The sequence below is a fragment of the Polaribacter sp. HA6-7 genome, from assembly GCF_055693625.1.
Window position 1 is genome coordinate 2,137,125 of record NZ_CM146338.1, and the last position, 26,565, is coordinate 2,163,689.

Genomic DNA, 26,565 nt, shown 5'->3' on the forward strand with positions numbered 1-26,565 from the left:
TCTTTACATTAAAAAAGTTACTAATTTACTTTTTTGGGCGTTTTGCTCCATACTTAGATCTACGTTGGGTTCTACCCTCAACACCTGCAGTATCTAATGCACCACGTACTACGTGATATTTAACTCCTGGCAAATCTTTTACCCTTCCACCTCTAACTAATACTATCGAGTGCTCCTGTAAGTTATGTCCTTCTCCTGGAATGTATGCGTTTATCTCATTACCATTTGTCAATCTAACTCGGCAACTTTACGCATTGCTGAATTAGGTTTCTTTGGTGTTGTAGTATAAACACGAGTACAAACTCCACGTCTTTGAGGACAAGACGACAAAGCAGCCGATTTACTCTTCTTAGTTATTTTGGTTCTTCCTTTACGAACTAATTGTTGAATAGTTGGCATACTAAATAATTACTGTTTTTCGTTTATAATTAAACATTATCTCTTTTTTAAGAGTCCGCAAATGTACAACTAATTTCTAATTATTCAAATGTCAGTGAGTTATTTTTCAAAAAACATTTTTTTAGGAGAACCATTATCAGTAAAACTTATACATTTGACATCTACAAACCTTATCATTGTTAATGTCTTTTAAAAAAACATTTTTTATAATTCTCTCCACACTTCTTGTGAACTACACAGTGAAAGCACAAGACTATGAATTGAAAATTACATCAATAAATAAAACAGAAAACAAAATCTTAAATAAAATAAATTATTTGAGAAAATTTCAAGACTCGACAATAATATCAAAAGAATTAAAAAAAATCGAAAAAGAATTACAAAAAAAGGATACTACACCTATATGATTGACAGTGTAAAAAAACAAAATAAAATTTTTAATATTTACATGAGTCTAAATAAAAATGTAAACAATATCATCATATCTTTTTCGAAACTAAATCCCGCAACATTAAAAGTATTAAAACTACCCAACACTAAAGCAATTGTTCAAAGCAATAAAATTGAAGAATACCTAAATAAGCTATCCTTCAAATTAGAACAAAATGGTTTAAGCTTCTCTAAAATTTATTTAGAAGATTACAAAACGTCAAATAAAACAATAAAAGCTTCCTTAGTAATAAGAAACTTAAAAGAAAGAAAAATAAACAACACGATAATAAAAGGTTATGAAAATTTCCCAACAAAATACATAACCAATCATTACAACATCAACACTAAAACGATTTACAACAATAAATTATTAAACAAAATAAGCAAAAACACGAAACCTTTAAAATTCATTCAAGAAATTAAAAAACCGAAATACTTTTCACAAAAGACTCTACCTTATTATATATGTATTTAAAAAAATAAACAGAAGTAGTATTGATGGATTGATAAATTTTGCAAACAACGAAAACGGTAAAATAAAATTTAATGGATATTTAGAGTTAAATCTATTAAACATAATTAATAAAGGAGAAGAAATAAATCTTGAATGGAAAAATTTAAATAATGACAGAAGTGAATTTTCTTTAAATTTTATTAATCCTTATATTTTCAACTCAAAAATATCACCGAAATAAAATTTAACATATACAGACAAGATTCAACATTCACAAATACTAGATTTGAAACTAATTTAAAATACAAATTATCTAAATATTCAAAAATATCAGTTAACTACACCACAGGATCTTCGGCAGAAATTATTAAAAGCGACAATATAGAAACATTTAATAATAATTTCTTCGGATTTGGTTATGAATTTACAGTTCCAAATTACGATGAATTCAATTCTGATAAATTTTCGTTTTTAATAAACCCTTCCATTGGAAAAAGGAAAACAAGAACAGAAAACACATCACAAATTAAAATTGAATCTAGAATTAGTTATTTATTTAACTTGAACAACAGAAACAAAATATATCTTCAAAACAATATGGGATTTTTAAATTCTGAAAATTATGTAAACAACGAATTATTTAGAATCGGAGGTAAAAATACGATAAGAGGAGTTAATGAAAAAAGCATATTTACTGAAAACTATATAACACAAAATATAGAATACAGATACCTAACTAAAAAAGACGCTTACTTGTACACAATATCTGATTTAGGAATAATCTACAATAAAGAAAATAGTGAAAAACTATTTGGTATTGGAATAGGCTATTTATTTAACACAAATAAATCTAAAATTAACTTTTCTATAACAACACTATTAAAAAAGAAGCTTCTGTCAACCCCTGAAAACACTCAGTTCACAATAAATTGGATGAATTATCTATAATGAAACATTAATTTTAACACTTAAAATTAACAATTATTAACCATTTCATTGTTTTATTAATAAAATATTTAGATATTTGGGCTAATTAATTCAAATCAAATAAATAATGAAAACAAAGTTAAAGGGAATTTTAACGCTATTACTGGCGTTTGTTGTGCAAATAAGTTTTGCGCAAGAAAAAACAGTTTCGGAACAGTCTCGGATGCCACAGGATCACTACCTGGAGTAAGCATTCTAATTAAAGGGACTACTAAAGGAACTGAAACTGATTTCAATGGTAAATTTACTATTAAAGCTAACAACGGAGACGTTTTAAGCTTTAGTTATGTAGGATACAAAACTATTGAAAAAACAATCGGATCATCAAATACAGTTAATGTAACTATGATTGAAGATGCTAGTGTACTAGACGAAATTGTAGTAACTGCATTAGGTATTAAAAGAGACAAAAAATCTATTGGTTTTGCTCAACAATCTGTTAAACCGAGAAAACTTAGTGAGATCAAGAGAAACAGATGTCAACAACGCGTTAGCAGGTAGAGTTGCTGGTGTACAGGCAGTAGGTGCTCCTTCTGCAGGTTTTGGTAATTCGGAATAAGATTAAGAGGTAACTCTAATGTATTATACATTGTAGACAATGTGAAAATTAGTTCTACATCTGACATTAACACAGATGATATTGCTGATTTATCTGTTTTAAAAGGTTCTGCAGCAACTGCATTATACGGGCCTGAAGGAATTAATGGTGTAGTTATTATTACTACAAAGTCTGCAAAAAGTGGTGAAAGTGTTGTTACATTAAACCATAGTACGGCAATGGAAAATGTTTACATTTTACCGAATACCAAAATGAATATGGTGGTGGTTACTCTCAAGAATTTAACACATTTAACTATGACCCTTCTAGACACCCAGCTTCATGGGCTTCTTTTAATGGTCAAAAAATGGTTGAATATTATGCTGATGAAAGCTGGGGTCCAAAATTAGATGGACAAATGGTTCGTCATTGGGATTCTTGGATTCAGGGAGATCCTGAATTTGGAAAATTAAGAGCTTTTGAAGCTAACCCAGATAACATTCAAGACTTTTTCGACACAGGTATTATCAACAACACTTCTGTAAGTTTTGCTAAAGGTGGTGATGACTACAACGTAAGAGTTGGTTTAACAAATATTGACAGAAATAGTGTTTTTCCTAATTCTAAAAGAAAACAAGTACAAGCTACAATTAATGCGAGTTTAGATATTACAGACAAGTTAACTGCATATGCTAACTTCAACTATCAAGATAGAAGAACTAATAACTTTCCGAGACAATGGTTATGGAAATGTAGTTTCTAACTTAAACCAATGGTGGCAACGTCAACTAGACATGGACAGAGTAAGAAATTATGAAAGAAACGGTCAGTTTGTATCTTGGAATATTAATAGTCCAACAAACTCAGCACCATTATATTGGGATTCTCCATTTTTTGAAACTAATGAAAACTTAAACTTTCAAACAAAAAATGCAATCTACGGTAAGATTGGATTAAAATATGAAGTTAATGAAAATTTAAACATGAGTTTAGATTTAAGAAAAACATTTAACTCTTATGAATATAATAATAGAACAGCTTTTGGTAGCTTAGGAGGGCAAACATTACCTTCTTACAGTGAAACTGAAAACATGGACTTTAGAGAAGAACTTTTTGGTATTGTAAATTACTCTAAAGATTTAAATGAAGATTTTGACATTACAGCATCTGCCGGTTTTGAATTATCTACAATAGGATCTGAAAGTTTAAGCGGTAGTACAGTTGGAGGATTAAACACTTTAGGTTTCTACAGTTTAAGTACTTCAGTAGATAGACCAACAGTAAATAACTCTTCATCTAAATTTAAATCTAAATCTATATTTGTAAAAGGTTCTGTTGGATATAAAGACATATTATTTTTAGATGGATTTACAAGATTTGACTGGGGATCATCTGCATATTCAGAAGAAAATAGAATTGAAACATATGGTGGATCTTTAAGTTTTATATTCTCTAAATTAATTCCACAAAACGATTTTTTAAGGTTTGGAAAATTAAGAATGAGTGCAGCTCAAGCACCTAAATTCCCTTCTCCATATCAATTATCTGCTGTATATGGAATTGGTACTCCTTACGGAAGTACAGGTACTTTATCTGCTCAAGGAACGTTTGCTAACCCTTTCTTACAAGGTGGAGTTCGTAAAGATTACGAAATTGGTACAGAATTAAGATTATTCAACAGTAGATTAGGAGTAGATTTTGCTTACTTTAAGAAAATAGATGAAGAACTGCCTGTATCTGTTACTTTAGACGGATCTACGGGTTACACAAGTACTCTTAAAAATGATGGTAAGCAAACATACAATGGTATAGAAGTTGCTTTAAATTATGATATTATTAAAAAAGAAGATATCGCATGGGATGCAACTTTAAGTTTTGCTACTTTAGAAAGAACAGTAAATAAAATTTCTGAAGGAATTGATGTAAATGTGTTATCTAGTTCTTGGAGAGGTATTCAATTACAGGAAAGAGTTGGAGAAGAATGGGGAGCTATTTACGGTAGAGCATTCAGAAGAGATGCTGATGGTAACAAAATATTAACAGCTTCGGAGCACCAATCTACGACACAAATCAATATTTAGGTAATGTATTGCCTGATTTCACTGGAGGATTCTCTAACAATATACGTTACAAAAACTTTAACTTAGGTTTTGATATTGACTTTCAAAAAGGAGGAAAAGTATTTTCTGTAACAAGAATGTTTAACAATTATTCGGTTTAGGAATAGAGACTGTTGGTAATAACAACTTAGGAAACCCTGTAAGAGACGCTGTAGCCAATGGTGGTGGTGAATTAATAGAAGGAGTAGATGAAACTTCGGAGCACCTGTATCTTATAATATTGAATCTAGTACTTACTGGGGTCGTTTATTTGCTTTACATGAAAGATGGTTATATGACGCTTCTTATGTTAAGTTAAGAACTGTACGTTTAGACTACGATTTACCAAATAACATTTTAGAAAAAACTCCTTTCAAAACATTAAATTTAGGTGTATTTGCAAACAATGTATGGCTAATTCACTCAGCTTTACCAGGATTAGACCCTTCTGAAATTGAAACAAGAAATGGAGTAAATTGGACTGAAGGTGGACAATTACCAAACGTTAGAACCGTTGGTGTTAACGTAAGAATGTCATTTTAATTAAAAAATAAATTAAGAAATGAAAAAAATTAATAAAATAAAAACCCTTATTCTTGCTGTAGCGGTTTCATTTACAGCATGTGATACAGTGGATTTTGGTGACACAAACCAAAACCCAAATAACCCAAGTACTCCAGTAACGGCATCCTTATTAGCGAATGTTCAAAGAGGAACAAGTGGTTATATAGCTAGCACTACATCAAATTTATACGTTCAATATTTGTCGAACGGTCAATATGATGAAGAATCTCGTTATCAAACACTAAATTGGAGCCCTGATGGATCTTATGGTCTATTAGAAGATTTACGTCAAATTATTGAAATAAATTCTAATGATGATACTAAAATAGCTGCTCAAGCATATGGTTCAAATGGAAATCAAATTGCTGCTGCCTCAATTTTAAGAGTATACATTATGCATGGGATGACAGATAGATGGGGATATTTACCATATTCAGAAGCTTTAGATGTTTCTAACAATATCTACCCAGCATATGATTCTCAAGAAGCTATTTACGATGGCCTTTTTAATGAATTAGACGCTGCATTAGCTTCTATTGATGGTGGCAATGGTCCTGATAGTGATATTTATTTCGGAGGAGATATGGATAGATGGAGAACTTTTGCTAATACTATTAAGATGGTAATGGGATTAAGACTTTCTAAAGCAGATCCTGCGAAAGGTCAAGTTAAATTTAACGAAGCATTATCCGGAGTAATATCTTCTAATGATGAAAATATTAAATACACATACCTATCAGAAGATTCAAATGATAATCCTTGGCAAGATAGATTTGAGTCAAGAAAAGATTACCTAATGAGTGATGTTTTTGTTGACAAATTAATTGGTACAGGAACAAATACATTACCAGAAGATCCGAGATTAGCTAAGTTTGCAGAACCTGCAACTACTTCAGCTACTTTTGTTGGAGCACCTTACGGAGCTTCAAACTCTGCAACAGCAGATTATTCTTTCATTACAAGTGATATTATTAGTAATAGCGAAGCACCATTAATGATTTATACTTATTCTGAAGTTTTATTTGCTAGAGCCGAAGCTGCTGCTAAAGGTTGGACAACTGAAGATCCAGCTACACTATACAACCAAGCAGTTACTGCTAGTATGGAACAATGGGGCGTTGATTCAGCGGATGCTACAGTATATTTAACTGCAAACCCATACACTGGAATTGAGGATATTGCATATGAAAAATATGTATCTTTATTTTTTCAAGGATATAATAGTTGGGCTGAATGGAGAAGATTCAAAGCCGAAGGTAATGATGGACGAATAGCATTAGTTGCTCCAGCAAACTTATTATCAAATGCTACAGACATTCCTCAAAGACACGGTTACTCTGCAACCGCAGGTGCATTAAATGAAGAAAACTACAACGCAGCTGTTAGCGCTCAAGGTGCTGATAATCTCGACACTAAACTATGGTTATTTAAATAATCACTGTTATTATTTTATAGAGAAGCACTCAATCTAGTTCGATTGAGTGCTTTTTTTGGAAAAATAATAAATTATACTTTCAATATTTTATGTTAAAAAATTGTTTTATTAAGATAATTTTAAGACTTTTGGAATTAATTAATTCAAATAATTATACAATGAAGACAAAGTTTAATGGAATTTTAACGCTATTACTGGCGTTAGTTGTGCAAATATCATTTGCTCAACAAAAGACTATTACTGGTAAAGTTAAAGACGGCTCGGATTATTACCTGGAGTTAGTGTTTTAATACAAGGAACAAATACCGGTACTGAGACTGACTTTAATGGTGAGTACACAATTAAAGCAAATACTGGAGATGTGCTAGTATTTAGATATCTTGGTTATAAAGTTGTTCAAAAAACAGTTGGTAACTCAAACTCAATTAATGTTACCTTAGTAGAAGATGCTAATGTTCTAGACGAAATTGTTGTTGTAGGATATGGTACAACTACAAAAAAATCATTTACAGGTAGTGTTAGTACTGTTTCAGCAGAAAATATTGATGCAAAAGCAGTATCAAATGTTGCTCAAGCTTTAATTGGTGAAGCTTCGGTGTATCTGTTGTAAGAACAAATGGTAGACCTGGTGGAAGTGCTAACATTAGAATTAGAGGTTTTAGTTCAATTGAAGGAAATAGTTCGCCACTTTATGTTGTGGATGGTGTTCCTTATACAGGAGATGTAAACTCAATTAATCCTAATGATATTGCATCAACTACAATTTTAAAAGATGCATCTGCAACAGCTATTTATGGTGCCCGTGGTGCGAATGGTGTTGTTTTAATTACAACTAAAAGAGGTAAGAGTGGAAAAAGTGTTGTAGAATTTGATTTTCAAACATCTATCAACAGTAGAACATTACCATTTTATGACTTAATTCATAGTGAAGAAGAGTACATGGGATTAGTTTATGATGGATTGAAAAACAGTGCAGAGTTAACTGGTCAAGCAAACCCATCTCAGTATGCTTTAGATAATGTTTTTTCTGATAGAGGTATCGCTCCTTTATATAACATGTGGAACGTTGCTGACGGTAATGAATTAATAGATCCTTCTACAGGTCAAGTTAGACCAGGCGTAACAAGAAAATTTACTCCTACTGACTGGGCTGACGCAGGTTATAGAGACGGAATAAGAAATGAATTCAACTTTAAAACATCTGGTGGTACTGAGAATACAAAACATTACTTTTCTTTAGGTTACTTATCTGACGAAGGTTACGTGCAAGAATCTCAATTTGATAGATATAGTGCTAGATTAAATGTTAACACTAAACCTATGGATAGAGTTAAGATAAACACTAATTTAGATTATTCTTACAGTGAATATAATGATGCTACTGGTTATGGTGGTGGAGTTGTAACTTATATGTTAGATTATATCCCAACAATTTACTCTTTATTTTTAAGAGATGCAGATGGTAACATCTTAACAGATCCTAACACAGGAAATCGTCTTTATGATTTTGCAGATAACTCTGCTGGTAATGGTAGAGATTTTTCTGCAACATACAACGGTATTGGAGAAGCTATTTATAACATTAATAGAACTAAAAGACATAACATAAACGGTAACGTAAATTTTGTTGTTGATATTTTAGAAGGATTAACTTTCGAAACTACTTATGGTGTAAATATTTATAGTAGTAACTTCGACCAAGTAAGAAACTCTATTCAAGGTAGTGCAGGTGTTGCTTTAGGAGGAACTTTATACAAGTCTAATACTACATATTCTGCTCAAAACTTTAATCAAATTTTAAGATACGCAACAACTTTTGGAAACGACCATAACTTTAATGCTTTAATAGCACATGAAAGTTTTGAATCTTCATTTGAAGATTTTGATTTAAGCAAAAAAGGAGTTGTTAACTTAAACCCTAATGCAGTAATTGTTCCGAGAAAATTACATCGATCAAAATGGTGTGTCTAATGGTTCTAGAATTGGTAGAAGCTTAGAAAGTTACTTTACTCAAGCTAATTATAACTACGCAGGTAAATATTACTTATCTGGTACATTAAGAAGAGATGGATCTTCAAGATTCTTTAAAAACAAATGGGGAACATTTGGATCTGTAGGTGCAGGTTGGGTTATTAGTGAAGAAGATTTCTTAAGCTCTAGTGAGACTATCGATTTCTTAAAGTTAAAAGCTAGTTATGGTGTTTTAGGAGACCAAGGAAATAATTCTTTTGCTGGTCAATTAGGATTTAATGTACAAAACTTATTAGGATTACCTTCTTTAGCTCCAAGAGCAGTTGTAGATCCAAACATTACTTGGGAATCTAGTCAAAGTTTCCAAACAGGTATTGAAGCTAGATTTTTTAATGGCGCTATAGATTTTGGTTTAGATTATTTTGTTAAAACTACAACGGATTTATACGTTAACAAAAGATTATCACCTTCTACAGGGGATGCTATTATCTTAACAAACGATGGTGAAATGGTAAATAAAGGTTTAGAATTTGATTTAACTGGTAACATCATCAGAAATGAAGATTTTAAATTATCTTTATCTATTAATGGATCAATGTACGAAAACGAAATAACTCAAATGCCAATTGAAAATGCAACTGGTGAAGCAAAAGTTATTAATATCGATGGTAATTTTGCACAATCTGCAGGTCGTAGTAGATTTGACTACTACTTAAGAGAATGGGCTGGTGTTGATCCTGCTACCGGTAATGCTCAATGGTTAGAAAGCTGGGTTGATGAAAATAACAATGGTCAATACGATACTAACGAAGGAATTAATGATTTAGAAGTATACAAAGCTGCAAATCCAGGAGCAAGCATTCAAGAACGTGTTACAACTGAATATGCAGACGCAACACGTAAATACAACAATAAATCTTTAATACCTACAGTAAGTGGAGCATTTAGACTTAACACTTCTTATAAAGATTTTAACTTAAGCGCTCAATTTAGTTATAGTTTAGGAGGTTATGGTTATGACCAACAGTACGCTACTCAAATGAGTAATGGAAAAGTAGGTTCTTACAGTTACCATGCAGATATGAGAGATAGATGGATGAATCCTGGTGATATTACAGATGTACCAAGACTTTATTCTAACGAAAACATTAGAGTAAATGCGGCTTCTACAAGATTTATTACAAGTTCTGATTATTTATCTTTAAATAATGTAAGGTTAGGATATAGTATACCGACTCAGTATTTAGAAAACATAGGTCTTTCTTCTGTAAGCTTATGGGTATCTCGGAGATAATTTATTTTTAATCTCTGCTAGAGACGGTTACAACCCAACAACATCTCTTACTGGTACTTCTGAAAGATATAACTATAGTCCAATATCAAACTACACTTTAGGTGTTAGAGTTAAATTTTAATTAAACAATTTTAATTATGAAAAAAATAAATTTTATATTATGTATTATTGTTGCGAGTCTCTTCTTGAGCTCTTGTGATGAAGAATTTTTAGATCAAAGACCTACTAGTTTTATCTCGAATGAAGATTTAGGAGAAACTGCCTTAATTAACCCAAGCATTGTTGAAGGTAACTTAAGAGGTATTTATAACCAAATGGTTACTGCATACATAGGTGGAACAGGTAATCAGGAAGATTTTGGACATAAATCTTTTGATTTAATGAGTGATTTACTATCTAGTGATATGGCACAAATTGGTGCTAGATTTAATAGATTTGTAAATTTATCAAATCTTTTATGGACAAATGATCCGTCTATAACACTACCAAATTATACTGCTTGGAGATTTTATTACAGAATCATTAACAGTGCAAACTTAATTATTGCTGCTAATGGTGGTAATGATGCAGTACCAGCATCTGATGCTGTTAAGGGTGTTGTAGGGCAAGCAAAAGCTATTAGAGCGTTTGGTTATTTTTATTTAAGCCAGTATTACGCAATTGAGTATGATGCTAATGCAGAAATTTTACCTATCTATGTAAACCCAGGTGAATCTGGAAAAGCAAAGTCTACAATGGGTGAAGTATATGACCTAATAATTTCAGATTTAAATTCTGCAATTAGCTTTATGAGTACGTATACAAGACCAAACAAAGCTTCTATAAATCAAAATGTAGCTAAAGGTTTATTAGCTTACGTTTATGCTTCTATGGGGCAAAGTGATAAAAACTTAATGGCTAGAGATTTAGCTGATGAAGTAATTAATTCGGTGAATTCACAATGATGAATCAAGATGAAGTTACTGGTGGTTTTACACAATTAAGCACTCCAGGATGGATGTGGGGATTTGACCTTACAGTTGCAAATGACTTAGGTTTAGTTTCTTGGCATGGTTTTATGGACTACTATAGTTATTCTTACCAAGCAGTAGGAAACTTTAGAGGTATTGATGATGGTTTATATGCTAAAATCAATGATAATGATATAAGAAAACAACAATTTGGTGCTCCAGCAAGTGGTGGTACTGTTGCTGTAGGTGAATCTCCGTTAATTCCAATCGGAAAATTCTATAATGCTGCAAGAACTCCTTTTTCTCAAAATCCTATGACAGATGATTATGTTTACATGAGAGTTACAGAAATGTACTTACTTTCTGCTGAATTAAGTGCTGTAGAAGGAGATGATACTGCTGCAAGAACTAGATTAAAGCAAGTTTTAGCTAATCGTTATGATGACGCTGCTGACTATGCATACGTTGATGGTTTATCAGGTCAAGATCTTGTTGATGAAATAGTGTTTAATACTAAAATTGAATTCTTAGCTGAAGGTAAAAGTTATTTACTAATGAAAAGAAGAAAATTAACAAACACAAGAGGTAGTATTCACTTAAACAGAGCTGGAGAAAGTTTTGCTTATGATGATCCAAGATTAACTTTTGAAGTTCCACAAAGAGAACTTACAGATAATCCTAACATTACTGAAGGAAATAAATAATATTTTTTAATATTATATATAACATTAAAACCATCTCTTTTAGAGATGGTTTTTTTTGCTCTTAAATTAGCATACATTTGCAAAATGAATAATGAAATGACAAATATTTTTGGAATTAGAGCGATTATTGAAGCAATCGAAAGTGGTTCTACAATTAATAAAATATACCTTCAAAAGGGTTTAAGAGGAAATCTTTTCTATGAATTAGATAAATTGATAAAAGAAAAAAATTAACTACAAGTATGGTACCTGTAGAAAAATTGAATCGTTTATCTAAAAACAACAACCATCAAGGTGCTGTTGCTCAAATTTCTCCTATAGAATTTCATGATTTAGAAACTTTAATTGAAAAAACTTTAGAAAGTGATAAGAAACCTCTTTTCTTATTATTAGATCAGCTATCTGATGTTAGAAATTTTGGAGCTATAATAAGAACTGCAGAATGTACAGGTGTTAACGGAATTATTGTTCAAAAGAATGGAAGTGCTCCTGTAAATGCAGAAACTATTAAAACTTCTGCTGGTGCTGCTTTTAAAATTCCTATTTGTAAAGTAGATCATATAAAAGATGCATTATTCATTCTTCAATCTGCAGAAATTAAAACAGTTGCGGCAACTGAAAAAACAGATGATTCTTTATACCAAGTAGATTTAAATCAACCAATAGCAATCGTTATGGGTTCTGAGCATAGAGGGGTTAACCCGTCAATACTTAAAATGGTGGATTATAAAGCAAAATTACCTTTATTAGGTGAAATCGCTTCTTTAAATGTTTCTGTTGCTTGTGGAGCTTTTTTATATGAAACAGTAAGACAAAGAATGGAATAACTATATTATAACTCCTCCTCTACTTCACTGTTAAGTTCTCGGAGGAATAAAATTTCCATCTTCATCAAAGTAAGTATCAAATTCAGTTTTACTAAATTGATATTCTTTTTGTACAATCCCTTTTTTCTATAAATAATAGAAAATAGAAATCCCATAATAAAGCCAGATAAATGACCTTCCCAAGACATGCCTTCTTTAATTGGTAACACATACCAAATCATACTTCCGTATAAAAAAATAATTATAAGAGAAAGGGCAATTAATCTATAATGTTTTCTAATAATTCCGCTAAAAAAAACAAAACTAAATAACAAATAAACGATTCCGCTGGCACCAATATGGTAAGATTCTCGGGCAATAATCCAAGTTAAAGCACCGGATAAAACACCTCCATAAATTAATATTTTTAGGCCTATATCTCTATAAAAATAAAAAAGACTAAGTAGTAAAACAAATAACGGAATAGAGTTATTAAAAAGGTGTTTAGTATCACTATGAATAAAATGAGTGAAAAATACACCTCTTAATCCTTGAAAATTTCGCGGTAAAATTCCGAATTTATTAAAATTGAAATTAAATTTAATTTCCACCCAATATATAACCCAAATGGCAACTACATATAGTACAGGTATAAAAAAGATAGATTTTGATGTATTTAATTGATTTTCTTGTTCCATATAGTTTTAAAAATATCAAAAATTTTACCAAAATAGAAATTAACAACATCTGTCATAAAACTTTACTATTTTTACAGCATGAATGAACCTTTGGCAGAAAGAATTAGACCGAAAACTTTAGAAGATTACATCAGTCAGCAACATTTAGTTGGTAAAAACGGTGTATTAACTAATTTAATAAAGCAAGGTATTATTCCTTCTTTGATTCTTTGGGGACCACCAGGAATCGGAAAAACGACATTAGCAAACATAATTGCGACAGCATCTAATAGACCTTTTTATACTTTAAGCGCTATTAGTTCCGGTGTAAAAGATGTAAGAGAAGTCATTGAAAAAGCCAAAAAAAGTGGTGGATTATTTACTGCTAAAAATCCGATTCTTTTTATTGACGAAATACATAGGTTTAGCAAATCTCAACAAGATTCTTTATTGGGTGCAGTAGAAAAAGGTTGGGTAACTTTGATTGGTGCCACCACAGAAAACCCAAGTTTTGAGGTTATTCCTGCACTTTTGTCTAGATGTCAGGTTTATATTTTAAATTCTTTTGATAAAGAAGATTTAATTGCATTATTAAATAGAGCTATTGAAAAAGATGAATTTTTAGCTGCTAAAAAAATTGTATTAAAAGAAACGGATGCTTTACTTCAAGTATCTGGCGGAGATGCTAGAAAACTTTTAAATATTTTCGAATTATTGGTTTCTGCTGATGAGGAAATAGAAATTACAAATGAACTGGTTTTATCTAAAATTCAAAAAAATACAGCTAGATATGATAAAACTGGCGAACAACATTATGATATTATATCTGCATTTATTAAATCTATAAGAGGTAGCGATCCTAATGCTGCGGTTTATTGGCTTGCAAGAATGATTGAAGGTGGTGAAGATGTAAAATTTATAGCTAGAAGAATGTTAATTTTAGCGTCTGAAGATATCGGTAATGCAAATCCAACTGCACTAATTTTAGCAAATAACACTTTTCAAGCAGTCTCTGTTATCGGAAATCCTGAATCGAGAATTATTTTAAGTCAAACTGCTGTTTATCTTGCTAACTCAGCTAAAAGTAATGCGTCTTACATGGCAATAGGAGCCGCACAAAATTTAGTTAAAGCAACCGGTGACTTATCTGTACCTTTAAATTTAAGAAATTCGCCTACAAAATTAATGAAGGACTTAGAATATGGTAAAGATTACAAATATTCGCACGATTATCCTAATAACTTTATAGATCAAGAGTTTTTACCTTCAGAAATTTCCGGCACAAAATTGTACGAACCTGGCAATAACCAAAGAGAAAATCAATTTAAAGAAATATTAAAAAATAGATGGAAAAATAGATACGACTATTAAAACTTTACTTGATATTTTTCTTGAACTAACTTCTCGTTTTCGTAGTATTCTGCAATCCATAGATTATCTTTTAAGTAGAATATTCCGTTTTTATCTTTAATAATAAATACATCTTTAACTTTACTATTTAAAATGATGAAAACAACCTCCGGTTTTAAATTAATCAACTGAAATCCGTTTGACTTTGGTTGTGCATAAAGTGTTTTTATAGTATTGGTTACTTTAGATAAAGTCTCTTTTTTTACTTTATTCTTAATTTTTGTAACTGTATTATCTATTCTAACTAAGGGCTTAATATCAGATACTTCTTTTTCTACATCGTTTTTAACAATTACCTCTTTATTCTTAGTTGATTCTAATATTTCATTATTATTAGTAATTGCAACTTCTAAACTTGGCTCATAAACAAAATTAGACATCGAAGCATGCGCTCTTCTTATTGCTTCTTGATAACTTTTTTGTAATCTTTAATTCTACTGCCACCTTCTTTAGAAGTGTATAAAACCTTGTTAAAACAATCTCTTAATTCAATTAGAACCGCCGTTTTAAACATAGATGATTTATCTTGAATAATAACTTTTAGTGCTTTACAAGGATCATTTTTTAACTCTAAAGGTAATTCTTCGGAATCTAACATAACATTAAAACCATTCTTTTTAAAAAGAAACTTTGTTAAAGAACTAGTTTGATATTGATCTGTTTTCTTTAAAAAACTAAACCTTTCTGGAACGATTAAGTATTTATAATTGTTTATTTTTTTCTGTTGACTATATACCGAACTAAAAGTTAATATAAATATAAGTGTATAAATTGTTTTCATTTTAATTAAATAAAAGGTTAAAACCGAATTGTAAAGAAACATTATTTGCAGAAGAAATATTAGATAATTCTGTGATATTATCTACTAATCCGTAGAAATTAATTTTCCATATTTGGGTAGAAAGTCCAAAGCCAATATTCGAATATGAAAAATTATCGACAGTATATGTTAGTTTTGCATGTAGTTTATTTGAAAAGGATTTTTCATAAAAACCTGTAAAAGCGAATTGCTGACGTAAAGGTCTAAAAACTGAATATAATTGCGCACCAAAAGCATCGGTAAAGAAATCTTTATACGTGTCATCATAGCAATATTTGCTTCTTTTTTCACCAAAACTATATTTAATTGCTGCATTAAATTTAGCAGGTCTCCATGAGATATAAGAATCTTGATTTTCTTCTGTTGGCAATTGTTCTTCAAAAGCATCATTCAAATTCTGCCAATAATTTGTATTGTTTGTATCATAATCAAAAGCAATACCTTCGAAAGTAAAACTTCCTTTTGTTATAGTATTTTTAATGTTTTTAGTATGATTTATAAAACCAATATCTAATAAACTTGCAGAAAACTGTAATTGCGGAGAAAAGTTATAGGACAAACCGAAATCTAATCCAACGCCCATATTTCCGCCAAAAAAAGTATTACCAATGTATGTACTTGCATCATTAATGTATTCATTGTCTTTAATCAAACCAGAGGTTCTAAAATTTATATCTATATTTTCTAAATAGTGCACATAAATATTATTATTACCAAGGTTAGAAGTAAAAGTACCAGTGTTATTTGTAGATTCTACATTTAACGAAGACGAATAGATTTTAAAACGCCCTCCTAAAGTCAAATTATCATCTATTTTTCTAGTAATTCCTGCATGAATTACACCCAAATAATCAAGTTTGTAAAGAATTTGAGATGCACTAAAACTTTTGTTTAAATACGCAGCATTACCTTCGTTTATAAGTGTAATTCCGTCTTTAGGTAAATAACCAATTCCGTCTACTTCATTATAAAAACCACCACTTAAATATGTTTTATCATCTAACCTATAACCAATATTTATTACGTCGATTTTGGCGTTTATACTTAAAAAATCACTAGTAGATATATTCGCTAAAACGGCTGTAACTTTATCTGTAATATCTCTATTATCAGCAGCAAATAAATCTGAAACTGTAAAACCAGTTGATCCTATTTCTGATGAAAACCCGTAAAGCATAGGTACACCAATATGGTATTTATAATTAGTTTCTAAACCAGGATTTAAGAGTAGTGTTTGCGGTAAACCTGCAAAGTCATACAATACTTGTTTATTTTGACCGTAAACACCAATGCAAAAGATAAATACTAAGTAAAATAGTTTTGTTTTCATTTTATAAAGGCGCTTCTAAATGTATTGTTGCTGCAGAATTAAATATGATTTCACCAACATCAGATGCAATTATAGGCGTTGTTTTATCATCTAAACTCAACTTTACCTCTACTCTAGTAAAATTTCTAACCGTTGGATTTGATTCTATATTTAAAATTTCTGTTTGTTTGAATTCTAAGTTATTTGCAGCTACATTTAAATCGTTTAACTGATAAATAAGATTGTCATTTTCATCTAACAACGAAATTTCTACCGTAAAATCTCTGTTGAATCTATTCGTAATTTCAAAATCGAAATCTAATTGTACTAAATTTTGTCTTATAAAACTTGTTTCAAATATTTTAACGTCAGATTTTTCTGAAATTTCTGTAATTGGAGGAGCGCCAGGAATTGGCACAAAATTATTTGGCGATATTGTAAAATAGGTTAATGATAAAGCATAAGAGGGCTTTAGTGTATAATCTTCTATCTGATCGAAATCCACAGCTTCTGAGCACCCAAATATTAAAACAAAACACAAAAGCATTTTTATTATTATATTTTTTTCATCTTAAATATTTTACAAATTACAAACGCTTAAATCCTTATAAATATTGCTTAATCTCAAGTAAATTAGCTACAGAAGTAACATTTTTGTCTGTTGCTGTTTCATCATTAAAAACACAATGAATTGCCTTAAAACCTACATTTAAAGCACCGTTAATATCTGCTTCTAAACTATCGCCAATCATAACCGAGTTTTCTGCAGTTGCGTTGGCTTTCTTTAATGCAAAATTAAATACTTTCGGATTCGGTTTTTTTACGCCAACAGAATCAGAAGTAACGATCGCATCAAAATAATCAATAATTTTTGAACTTGTCATTTTCTTCATTTGAACTTCGTCAAATCCGTTTGTAATGATATGCAACTGATATTTACTCTTTAGATAGTCTAAAATTTCGAAAGTTCCTTCGAATAAGTGATTAAAACTTGATAAATTATCTATGTAATCGATCGCTAATTTATCAATCAATGCATCAGAAATTTCAAAATTCAATTTATTAAAAGACTTTTTTAACCTATTATATCTAAGTACTTCTTTGGTTACTTTTTCGTCTCTGTAAAGTCGCCAATATTCTAAATTAATAGGCATATAGATTCTTAAAAAATCATCAATTTCTATATTTACATTGTTTAATTTAAAAATTTTCTCAAAGGTTAAACCAGAGTTTTTATCAAAATCCCAAAGCGTGTGGTCTAAGTCGAAAAATACGTGTTCTATTTTCATCCTTTAAAAGTAAAGATTATAAATAAACTATAAGCACATTAAGTTGTTATATTTGTAATAATAAATTATTTTTTTTGAGTAAAAAACTACATATATTATTTCTTTGCGGCTGGTTTCCTTCTAGAGTCTTGCCAACTAATGGCGATTTTATAGAAAGACATGCTAAAGCTGTTTCAAAAAAACATAAAGTAACAGTTTTACATATAATTTCTGATGAAAATTGTATACAAAAAATAGAAATAGTTTCAGAACAAAAAGACGAATTAGATATACATATTGCCTATATAAAAAAGACGAAAAATCCTTTAAATAAGCTACTTTTATATAGAAAAGCTTTTCTTTCTTTATTAAAAAATATTGGTGATTTTGATGTTGTACATTTAAATAAATTATATCCTTTTGGTATTTTTAGTTTGTATCTAAAAAAAACTCAAAAGAAACCATTTATTATTTCTGAACATTTTACGGGTTATCATTTACCTTTATCAAAAAACATTTCTTTTATTGAGAAGTTTATCAGTAAAAAAATTGCTAAAAATGCAGCATTTATTTGCCCAGTTTCTAACAATTTAAAAGAAGCAATGCAACAGTTAGGTTTTGATGGAAATTACAAAAGAGTACCCAATGTTGTTGATACAAATTTATTTGTTCCTTCAGAATCTAAAAATTCGGTTTTTACAATCTCGCATATTTCTAATATGGTTAATCGTCATAAAAACATTGAAGGTTTACTACAAGTGATCAAAAAACTAGAAACTAAATTAGCAAATTTTAAGGTTGAAATAATTGGTGAAAATTCTAGTAAATACATCTCTTTTGCTAATAAAATTGATATCAATCTAAATAATGTAACATTTATTGATCAAATTCCTCATAAAGAAATTTCAAATAGATTACAGAACAGTGATTTGTTTGTTTTGTTTAGTAATTATGAAAATCTACCATGTGTAATTTTAGAATCTTTTTCTTGTGGTGTACCTGTAATTTCTACCAATGTTGGCGGAATTGAAGAATATTTTCCAGAAGATTTTGGTAAACTAATCAAAAAAAATAATCAAGAAGAATTATTAAAAAGTATTATACTTTTTGAAAAAAGTTTTAAAACCAAAACACTTAATAAACAAAAAATGCACAATTTTGTTATCGATAATTTCTCTGAAAATAAAATTGCGCTAGAGTTTGAAAAATTATATTTTAAAGCATTAAAATAAATTACACTGAACTTAATTAAAACGTACATATTAAATTTTTTAAAACGCTCTCGGTAGTTATGTGTTTTTGGCAACAATTTTTGCTAAGATTTTATCTTTAGCTGCATCTTGGGTAGCTTTACAATTTATAGATAATCAAGATTTAGGTGTATTACTTTTTTCTTATAATGTTATTGTATTTATTTTGCCAATTAGCGGTTTAGGCTTACATCAAAGTTTACTAAGATTTAGTGCATTAAACAATAATACAGAAGATAAAAATCATATTTTTTTATATGTTTTAAAATACGGATTAATTTCGTGTCTTGTTTTAATAAGTATTATTATAAGTACTAGTTTTTTTATTTCTTTTCAATTTGAAAAAGCACAATTTTTCATAATTATTTTATCGTTTTTATTAATTCCGGCTTTTCTTTTTGAAATTATTAAAACCCAGTTAAGACTAAATCACGACAATAAAAGCTATGCATATTCCGAGTTTTTATACAGTCTAATCTTCTTAATTCTAATTACCGTTTTAACCTATTATTATCAAGAAAATGGTTATATAATTTCTTTATTACTGGCACCTGTTTTGGCGTCTTTATTTTTTATCAAAAAGATAAAAATTAAAGCAACTAAAATAAAAATAGTTTCAGAATTAAATTTTCAATTCGGCGATATGGTTTTTTTGCTAGTTTATCTAACGTTGTTACACAATTACTTTTTGCTATTGATATTTTATTAATTGGTTACTTAATAAACGATGCAGAAATGGTAACAAATTATAGATATGTTTCTATTATACCTTTTAGTTTATTATTTCTACCAAGAGTTTTTATTAACACTGATTTTGTTGCTTTTACAGAAAAAATATTAGACAAAAATTATATAAAAACGTATATAAAAAGCTATATACAACTGTTTACTATATTAAGTTTCTTATTAATTATGTTTAGTTATTTTTTTGGTAGTTTTTTACTAAGTCTTTTAGATGAAAGCTTTATTAAATACCAAACAACTTTCTTTATTTTAATGCTTGGAATTTCACGGTATATCTATTTTAAGAGGTTTATATGGCAACCTACTTTCGTCTATTGGAAAAGCACATATTAACTATTATATTGCTAGTATTGCGCTTGTAATAAATATAATTAGTAATTATTATTTGATACCAAAATACGGCATTAAAGGTGCTGCAATAACTTCTGCTATTTTAATGTGGTTAACAGGTTTATTCTCTTTTATTTGCTTTAAAAAACTTTACAAGAGAGTTCTTTTAAAAGCAAAATAGTTTTCTTCTTCCGCGCCAAAACTTCGATAGAATTTGGCAATACTTGGTATATTACCACCTTCAAAATCTAGTGTTAGATTGCTATTTTGATACTTTTTAATAACCTCTGAAAGTAAAAAACTAGATGCTTGTAACGTTTTACCTTTTGTAGTAAAAGCGGCAAATAAATAGGTGATTCTGTTATTATGATCTGTAAAAAGTGCACCTCCTAAAAGTTGCTCGTCCTTAAAAACACCTATTAAAAATCCTTTTCGATTTCGTAAAATAGCATTAGACAATGCAGTTAATACTTCATAAGGAATTTTATATGAATAATTCTCTTTGTGTATTTTAATCAACTCAGCTATAGTTGTTTCTTTTACATAAACTGATGCCTTCTCTCCTACTTTAATTGCGTGTTTTCTTCCTTTAGAAAAATTCTTTTTAAAAGAAGCATAATCAGTATTTAAGATTAGTTTGTAATTTTTTAATGTAATTGTATTTTCTGTAGAATAATTCTGAGAATTAAAATGAATAACAACTTTAAAAAAATGAATCGGAATTTGACTTAAAAATTCTTTTTGTAATTCTTTTGAAATTAAATCCTTAGAAAAAACTCCTAATTGCTGACTAAAATAAGGTTGGTTACCAAATTTAAAGAACAATTTACGCTGCCAAGAAATTGGTAAAACTGCTTCATAATCGTTCAAGACTAAAACACTCCAATTTTTAGAAACAGTATCTAAGTACCAAGAAAACGCATAAATTCTAGACTGAATTGAATTTTTAATACAACCATCATATTTATCAATGTTGATATTTTTTCTTGAGATAAGCTTAATCATCCTAAGAAGTTGCTATTTTAACCATAGACTCATACAATCTTTTCCAACCTTTCCATCTTAAATGATTGCTTAAACTTTCATTATGAAATAAGGTTATAAAGGTTCCGTTTACAGCTTTTACTTCATTTCTTAAATCTCTAATTTTTCCAAGAGATTGTTTGGGTGTTATTTTTAAATAGTCGTTTAAAGTTGTATCCATCAAAGCAAAAGGAAATACCTTTAAAGGAGTTTGAATTTCGAAATCTATATCGTAAAAATAATATGGTGTGCAGGTACTCGCTCTAAAACCAACATTACTAGCATATCCCATAGAATAATCTTCTTGAACTTCTAAATCTATCAATTGCTGATACGTTTCTGGTAAATTAAAACGTAAATAATGCTGTCTAGATCTTATAACCGGCATGTTGGTTATAGATTCTAATCTTTCTTTTTCTTTTTTTAGCAACCCAGGATTTTGCATTGTAAAATAAGATGGATGTAAACCAACTCTTGCATAATCTACCAAATCTTTTATAAGCAATCTGTATTTGTTTTTAGATGCAGATACATTGGTATCAAACGTTGTATAATCTCCTATAGAACAAAAAAAGATAGTTCTAATATCCGATGCTTTTTTTATGTCTAAAATCTTTTGAAAATTATCAAAAGGATCTTTCTTAATATTTAAAGAAACTGCAAATCTGTACCAAACATTTATCAAACGAAGTTTAAATAAATCGTTAAAAAAACCACCAAAGGTTCTAATAAAATTTTTATGTTTATAGGCAAATGCATTATCAATATCTATAGTAGATAAATATTTGTAAGATCTTGTTTTGTAATCGTAATCTGGAAATTTTTCTTTTAACTTTTCTAACAACTTGTATGCCCAAATATCTACAACCGGTTTTTCCAAAAATCCGTTTTTGTATGCTAAACTTTCTGTTGCTGTATAACGACCATGCATGTCTTTTACGTGCGGTAAATATTCTTCATAGCGCGATATTAAATAAAAACTTGCCGCAAAAATATCAAAAGGAATTGCTGATTTACTTCCGGCACCAAAAAAACACGGAGTATTGTCCCATTTTTGAATATTAATATCTAAATCGTTTACACCTTGTTCAAACAACAAATCGTTACTTTTTATAAAAAATTCGTTTCCTAAAGGCGTTTTTGTGTATGTTAATTTGGGTCCACTATGTGCCACAAATTCTTCTACTTTTGTTGTAAAATCAACAGAAATTAAAAGCGTTCTAGTTAAAACATGCTTAAAAATGTAACGAACTCTTGGTGTTATTTTATGTGTGTAAACTAATATCATTTATGGGTATAGAAGTTTTAATTAATTGTAAATTCTATAAAATTCCTTCGTCTGCAAAGCTAAAATAATCTTTTTGGGTAATTATCAAATGATCTAAAAGTTTAATATCTAAAGTAAAACCTGCATCTTTAATCTTTTTAGTAAGTTGTTTATCTGCATTACTTGGTTGTAATTTACCTGATGGATGATTATGTGCCACAATAATTGCCACACAAGCCAATTCTAAAGCTCTTTTAAATAACAACCGAACATCTACAACTGTTGCCGTTAAACCACCTTTACTTACTTGCGTTTTTGCAATAACTTTGTTAGAATTATTTAAAAACAGTACCCAAAATTCTTCATGTTCTAAATCGCCAATAATACTCTGTAAAACTAAAGAAGCATCTTTACTACTAGTTATTTTTGGTTTTTCTAAGGCAACTTCTAATTGTCTTCTTTTGCCCAATTCTAAAGCTGTAATTATACTAATTGCTTTTGCTTCTCCGATGCCTTTAAATTCCATTAATTTTTCTAAAGAAAGTTTCGCTAGTTGGTTTATGTTACCATCTATCGATTTTAAAATTCTTTTAGATAAAGCCACAGCACTTTCGTTTCTGTTTCAGAACCTATTAAAATAGCAATAAGTTCTGCATCAGATAATGATGTTTTACCTTTAGCAATCAATTTTTCTCTTGGTCTATCGTCTAATGCCCAAGATTTAATAGTCAATTTTTCCACGCTTTTTTTATAAAAATACAAAATCAGATTTAAGTTAGGTTTAACCGATTTAGTACCGCTTTTTAAATGGTTGAAAAGAAAATTCAATTTTAAAAAAACAATTTACAGACTTTCGTATCTTTGCAACTTATATTCTATCTATTTTTACATATGAAGATTATTATAGCTGGAGCTGGAGATGTTGGCTTTCATTTAGCAAAATTACTTTCTTACGAATCTCAAGATACTTATATCATAGATTTTGATGGAGAAAAACTAAATTATATTAACAATCATTTAGACGTAATTACCAAAAAAGGAGATGCCACTTCTATAAAACTTTTAAAAGAAATTGGTATAAATTCTGCTGATTTGTTAATTGCTGTTACAGAAAGTCAGAATACAAATTTTACAATTTCTGTAATCGGTAAATCTTTAGGTGTTAAAAAAACAATTGCTAGAATAGACAACCCGAATTTTTAAATGAATGCGAAGTAAACTTTAAAGAGTTTGGTTTAGATTTTATGATTTCGCCACAAGAATTAGCAGCAAATGAAATAAAAATGTTGCTTAAACAATCTTCTTTTAACGATACAGTAGAGTTTGAAAGTGGTTTGTTTAATGTAATGGGTACTTCTTTATCTTACAAATCTCCATTGGTAGATTTAACTGTAAAAGAAGCTAAACAGAAATTTAGCAATATCGATTTTATAACTATTGCTATTAAAAGAGATAATGTTGCACAAACTATTATCCCTAGAGGAGATACAAAATATCAACTTAACGATCAAGTTTATTTTTCTGTACCAAGTTATAATATGAAGGATTTATATCCGATTATAGGAAAGAAAAAATTCGATATTAAAAATGTTATAATTCTTGGAGGAAGTAGTATTGGTCAAAAAACCGCAAGGAATCTTTGTCAAGATAGTTTTAACATCAAACTAATTGAAGAAAGCAGAGAAAAAGCAGAAAATTTAGCTGAAGAATTAGAAAATGTCTTAGTAATTCATGGTGATGGTAGAGATTTAGAATTATTGGAAGAAGAAAATATTAGAGAAACCGATGCTTTTATTGCAGTAACGGGTAATTCTGAAACCAATATTATGTCTTGTTTAGTAGCAAAGTCTAAAGGTGTTAAAAAAACCATTGCTTTGGTAGAAAACATGGATTATATCGAGATTTCTCAAACCATTGGTATCGAATCTTTAATCAATAAAAAACTAATTGCTGCAAGTAATATTTTTAGGCATATTAGAAAAGGAGAAATACTTGCATCTGCAAATTTACACAACATAGATGCTGAAATTTTTGAGTTTGAAGTTCAGCCGAATGCTAAAGTTACAGAAAAACCTATTAAGGATTTAAATTTTCCTAGAGATGCAGTTTTTGGTGGCTTAATTAGAAATGGTAAGCCATATATGTCTTTTGGTGAAATGCAAATTCAAAGCGGAGATAAAGTGATTGTTTTCTGTTTGCCGAAGCAATTAACACTGTAGAAAGCCTATTTAGATAAATGGGGAATTTAAACACAAAAATAATTTATCGTTTTTTAGGTATTACAGCAATACTTAATGGTCTGTTTATGTTTTTAACGGTTCCGTTTAGTATTTTTAATGATGAAATAGAAAAATGGGGAATTTTAAATGCAGGTATTATAACAACCTTTATTGGTAGTTTACTTTACTTTTTTAACAAACCCACAAACACTAATATTCAGAAAAAAGAAGGTTATTTAATTGTAACACTTGGTTGGCTAATTCTATCTTTTACAGGAATGTTACCATATTTACTTTCCGGAGCAATACCAAGTATTTCTGATGCTTTTTTGAAACAATTTCCAGTTATTCTACAACTGGCTCTTCAATATTAACCGATATTGATAACATGCCAAAAGGAATTCTTTTTGGCGAAGTGCTACACATTGGATTGGCGGAATGGGAATTATTGTTTTAACAATTGCTATTTTACCACTTTTAGGTATTGGTGGTATGCAATTATTTATGGCAGAAGCTCCAGGTCCATCAGCAGATAAATTACATCCAAGAATTACAGATACAGCTAAAAGATTATATTTAATCTATGTAATATTAACATTATTAGAATTCTTTTTATTGAAATTTGCTGGCATGACATGGTTTGATGCAATTAACCATGCAATGGCAACAATGAGTACTGGTGGTTTTTCTACAAAATCTGATAGCATCGCATTTTATAACGGAAAACCTTTAATACAATACATTGTCATCTTTTTTATGTTTGTTGCAGGTACAAATTTTGTATTGACTTATTTCGCTTTAAAAGGAAAAATGCAACGTGTATTTAAAAGTGAAGAATTTAAGTATTATTTATTTGGATCTTTAGGTGTTTCTGCAATAATTGCAATCATTATTATATTCTTTCCAGATCCTAATTTAGAATCTGTATTAGCGCATCCAAAAGTTTTAGGAGAAACAGAAAGTGCTATTAGACATTCTTTATTTATGGTTATATCCGTAGTAACTACAACTGGTTTTGTTTCTGCTGATTTTACAATGTGGAACTTTTTTGCAACCGGAATCTTTTTTGCACTATTTTTTACAGGTGGTTCTGCTGGTTCTACAAGTGGTGGTGTAAAGGTTGTTAGACATATTGTCATGCTTAAAAATAGCTTTTTAGAATTTAAAAAAGCATTACACCCTAATGCCATTATACCAGTAAGATACGATGGCAAAACAGTAAACCAAACCATTGTTTTTAACATACTATCTTTCTTTATAATTTATATGTTAATTTTTATCATATCTTCAGTGATTTTAACATTATTAGGTTTAGATTTTATGTCTGCAATTGGTGCTGCAGCATCTTCTCTAGGAAATATTGGGCCTGCAATAGGTTCTGTAAGTCCTGTAGATAATTTTGCTCATTTAACCAACTCTGCAAAATGGTTTTGTTCTTTTTTAATGTTAATTGGTAGGTTAGAATTGTTTACTGTTTTAATACTATTTACACCTTTCTTTTGGCGTAAAAACTAGAAAACTACAATCTTTCTAATTTTAACATATTGTTAACAAATACTAAACACTAGTAATAGCTTTATTTTTTTGTATCTTAGACTACCTAAAAACTAACGAT

The 26,565-nt window shown here is 29.5% G+C and carries 25 protein-coding genes and 5 pseudogenes; 20 read left to right on the forward strand and 10 right to left on the reverse strand.

Going from position 1 to position 26,565, the window contains the following annotated elements; genetic code table 11:
• Positions 1 to 25 precede the first annotated feature (25 nt).
• Positions 26 to 399 (reverse strand): annotated as a pseudogene (gene rpsL / locus ACZ1HD_RS11980) (30S ribosomal protein S12).
• A gap of 403 nt (positions 400 to 802) precedes the next feature.
• On the opposite strand from rpsL, the gene ACZ1HD_RS11985 reads away from it, so the two are divergent.
• The 14 genes and pseudogenes from ACZ1HD_RS11985 to rlmB all read left to right on the forward strand — a co-directional run bounded on the left by ACZ1HD_RS11985 (position 803) and on the right by rlmB (position 12,654).
• Positions 803 to 1,306, forward strand: coding sequence for a hypothetical protein (locus ACZ1HD_RS11985; RefSeq protein ID WP_472687537.1), 504 nt, complete (start codon positions 803 to 805; stop codon positions 1,304 to 1,306).
• 28 nt (positions 1,307 to 1,334) lie between these two features.
• Positions 1,335 to 1,526, forward strand: coding sequence for a hypothetical protein (locus ACZ1HD_RS11990; protein ID WP_472687538.1), 192 nt, complete (start codon positions 1,335 to 1,337; stop codon positions 1,524 to 1,526).
• A gap of 245 nt (positions 1,527 to 1,771) precedes the next feature.
• The gene (locus ACZ1HD_RS11995; RefSeq protein ID WP_472689349.1) at positions 1,772 to 2,233 is read left to right on the forward strand and encodes a ShlB/FhaC/HecB family hemolysin secretion/activation protein; all 462 of its coding nucleotides are present in this window, start codon (positions 1,772 to 1,774) and stop codon (positions 2,231 to 2,233) included.
• 237 nt (positions 2,234 to 2,470) lie between these two features.
• Positions 2,471 to 2,773 (forward strand): carboxypeptidase-like regulatory domain-containing protein, encoded by a 303-nt coding sequence (locus tag ACZ1HD_RS12000; protein WP_472689350.1) that lies wholly within the window; start codon positions 2,471 to 2,473, stop codon positions 2,771 to 2,773.
• A gap of 99 nt (positions 2,774 to 2,872) precedes the next feature.
• On the forward strand, positions 2,873 to 3,220 hold the full coding sequence (locus ACZ1HD_RS12005) for a hypothetical protein (RefSeq protein WP_472687539.1): 348 nt from the start codon (positions 2,873 to 2,875) through the stop codon (positions 3,218 to 3,220).
• Complete coding sequence (locus ACZ1HD_RS12010) at positions 3,178 to 3,573, forward strand: hypothetical protein (protein WP_472687540.1); 396 nt, start codon at positions 3,178 to 3,180, stop codon at positions 3,571 to 3,573. Before ACZ1HD_RS12005 ends, ACZ1HD_RS12010 begins: the two co-directional genes overlap by 43 nt.
• Positions 3,500 to 4,891, forward strand: a complete 1,392-nt coding sequence (locus ACZ1HD_RS12015; protein WP_472687541.1) for a TonB-dependent receptor — start codon at positions 3,500 to 3,502, stop codon at positions 4,889 to 4,891. The genes ACZ1HD_RS12010 and ACZ1HD_RS12015 overlap by 74 nt, the downstream gene beginning before the upstream one ends.
• A gap of 580 nt (positions 4,892 to 5,471) precedes the next feature.
• Complete coding sequence (locus tag ACZ1HD_RS12020; protein WP_340933008.1) at positions 5,472 to 6,908, forward strand: SusD/RagB family nutrient-binding outer membrane lipoprotein; 1,437 nt, start codon at positions 5,472 to 5,474, stop codon at positions 6,906 to 6,908.
• 289 nt (positions 6,909 to 7,197) lie between these two features.
• Complete coding sequence (locus ACZ1HD_RS12025; protein ID WP_472689351.1) at positions 7,198 to 7,518, forward strand: carboxypeptidase-like regulatory domain-containing protein; 321 nt, start codon at positions 7,198 to 7,200, stop codon at positions 7,516 to 7,518.
• Between the two features lie 38 nt (positions 7,519 to 7,556).
• Complete coding sequence (locus tag ACZ1HD_RS12030; protein ID WP_472689352.1) at positions 7,557 to 8,879, forward strand: TonB-dependent receptor plug domain-containing protein; 1,323 nt, start codon at positions 7,557 to 7,559, stop codon at positions 8,877 to 8,879.
• Positions 8,839 to 10,173: a SusC/RagA family TonB-linked outer membrane protein gene (locus ACZ1HD_RS12035; protein ID WP_472687542.1), complete on the forward strand. Its 1,335-nt coding sequence runs from the start codon at positions 8,839 to 8,841 to the stop codon at positions 10,171 to 10,173. Before ACZ1HD_RS12030 ends, ACZ1HD_RS12035 begins: the two co-directional genes overlap by 41 nt.
• Before the next feature lie 137 nt (positions 10,174 to 10,310).
• Complete coding sequence (locus tag ACZ1HD_RS12040) at positions 10,311 to 11,117, forward strand: RagB/SusD family nutrient uptake outer membrane protein (RefSeq protein WP_472687543.1); 807 nt, start codon at positions 10,311 to 10,313, stop codon at positions 11,115 to 11,117.
• A complete protein-coding gene (locus ACZ1HD_RS12045; protein WP_472687544.1) occupies positions 11,114 to 11,827 on the forward strand; it encodes a RagB/SusD family nutrient uptake outer membrane protein in 714 nt (237 codons plus the stop codon). Before ACZ1HD_RS12040 ends, ACZ1HD_RS12045 begins: the two co-directional genes overlap by 4 nt.
• Before the next feature lie 84 nt (positions 11,828 to 11,911).
• Positions 11,912 to 12,654: pseudogene (gene rlmB / locus ACZ1HD_RS12050) on the forward strand (23S rRNA (guanosine(2251)-2'-O)-methyltransferase RlmB).
• A 5-nt stretch (positions 12,655 to 12,659) separates the two neighbouring features.
• Here the strand turns inward: rlmB and ACZ1HD_RS12055 are convergent.
• Complete coding sequence (locus tag ACZ1HD_RS12055; protein WP_472687545.1) at positions 12,660 to 13,331, reverse strand: rhomboid family intramembrane serine protease; 672 nt, start codon at positions 13,329 to 13,331, stop codon at positions 12,660 to 12,662.
• A 78-nt stretch (positions 13,332 to 13,409) separates the two neighbouring features.
• Here ACZ1HD_RS12055 and ACZ1HD_RS12060 point away from each other — a divergent pair, with 78 nt between their 5' ends.
• Positions 13,410 to 14,681, forward strand: coding sequence for a replication-associated recombination protein A (locus ACZ1HD_RS12060; protein WP_472687546.1), 1,272 nt, complete (start codon positions 13,410 to 13,412; stop codon positions 14,679 to 14,681).
• Here ACZ1HD_RS12060 and ACZ1HD_RS12065 read toward each other — a convergent pair.
• The 5 genes from ACZ1HD_RS12065 to ACZ1HD_RS12085 form a co-directional block, all read right to left on the reverse strand.
• A complete protein-coding gene (locus ACZ1HD_RS12065; RefSeq protein ID WP_472687547.1) occupies positions 14,678 to 15,100 on the reverse strand; it encodes a hypothetical protein in 423 nt (140 codons plus the stop codon). The genes ACZ1HD_RS12060 and ACZ1HD_RS12065 overlap by 4 nt on opposite strands.
• Positions 15,101 to 15,117: 17 nt before the next feature.
• Positions 15,118 to 15,501, reverse strand: a complete 384-nt coding sequence (locus ACZ1HD_RS12070; RefSeq protein WP_472687548.1) for a hypothetical protein — start codon at positions 15,499 to 15,501, stop codon at positions 15,118 to 15,120.
• A 1-nt stretch (position 15,502) separates the two neighbouring features.
• Entirely contained in the window at positions 15,503 to 16,870 is a 1,368-nt protein-coding gene (locus ACZ1HD_RS12075; protein WP_472687549.1) for a DUF5723 family protein, read from the reverse strand.
• Position 16,871: 1 nt separating this feature from the next.
• Complete coding sequence (locus ACZ1HD_RS12080; RefSeq protein WP_472687550.1) at positions 16,872 to 17,354, reverse strand: hypothetical protein; 483 nt, start codon at positions 17,352 to 17,354, stop codon at positions 16,872 to 16,874.
• Between the two features lie 100 nt (positions 17,355 to 17,454).
• Positions 17,455 to 18,138, reverse strand: a complete 684-nt coding sequence (locus ACZ1HD_RS12085; RefSeq protein WP_472687551.1) for a YjjG family noncanonical pyrimidine nucleotidase — start codon at positions 18,136 to 18,138, stop codon at positions 17,455 to 17,457.
• 74 nt (positions 18,139 to 18,212) lie between these two features.
• On the opposite strand from ACZ1HD_RS12085, the gene ACZ1HD_RS12090 reads away from it, so the two are divergent.
• From ACZ1HD_RS12090 to ACZ1HD_RS12100, 3 genes are all read left to right on the forward strand, one after another.
• Positions 18,213 to 19,349 carry a glycosyltransferase family 4 protein gene (locus ACZ1HD_RS12090; protein WP_472687552.1) on the forward strand — a complete coding sequence of 379 codons (1,137 nt, stop codon included), beginning with the start codon at positions 18,213 to 18,215 and terminating at the stop codon, positions 19,347 to 19,349.
• 61 nt (positions 19,350 to 19,410) lie between these two features.
• Positions 19,411 to 20,076 (forward strand): hypothetical protein, encoded by a 666-nt coding sequence (locus ACZ1HD_RS12095; RefSeq protein WP_472687553.1) that lies wholly within the window; start codon positions 19,411 to 19,413, stop codon positions 20,074 to 20,076.
• A 291-nt stretch (positions 20,077 to 20,367) separates the two neighbouring features.
• On the forward strand, positions 20,368 to 20,622 hold the full coding sequence (locus ACZ1HD_RS12100; RefSeq protein WP_472687554.1) for a hypothetical protein: 255 nt from the start codon (positions 20,368 to 20,370) through the stop codon (positions 20,620 to 20,622).
• Here the strand turns inward: ACZ1HD_RS12100 and ACZ1HD_RS12105 are convergent.
• From ACZ1HD_RS12105 to radC, 3 genes and pseudogenes are all read right to left on the reverse strand, one after another.
• Positions 20,592 to 21,446 (reverse strand): hypothetical protein, encoded by an 855-nt coding sequence (locus ACZ1HD_RS12105; RefSeq protein ID WP_472687555.1) that lies wholly within the window; start codon positions 21,444 to 21,446, stop codon positions 20,592 to 20,594. The genes ACZ1HD_RS12100 and ACZ1HD_RS12105 overlap by 31 nt on opposite strands.
• A gap of 1 nt (position 21,447) precedes the next feature.
• Positions 21,448 to 22,752 (reverse strand): polysaccharide deacetylase family protein, encoded by a 1,305-nt coding sequence (locus ACZ1HD_RS12110; protein ID WP_472687556.1) that lies wholly within the window; start codon positions 22,750 to 22,752, stop codon positions 21,448 to 21,450.
• 34 nt (positions 22,753 to 22,786) lie between these two features.
• Positions 22,787 to 23,472, reverse strand: a pseudogene (radC, locus tag ACZ1HD_RS12115) (RadC family protein).
• Positions 23,473 to 23,622: 150 nt separating this feature from the next.
• On the opposite strand from radC, the pseudogene trkA reads away from it, so the two are divergent.
• Together trkA and ACZ1HD_RS12125 are read left to right on the forward strand one after the other, a co-directional pair.
• Positions 23,623 to 24,967: pseudogene (gene trkA, locus ACZ1HD_RS12120) on the forward strand (Trk system potassium transporter TrkA).
• Positions 24,968 to 26,465: pseudogene (locus tag ACZ1HD_RS12125) on the forward strand (TrkH family potassium uptake protein).
• The last annotated feature ends 100 nt before the right edge of the window (positions 26,466 to 26,565 follow it).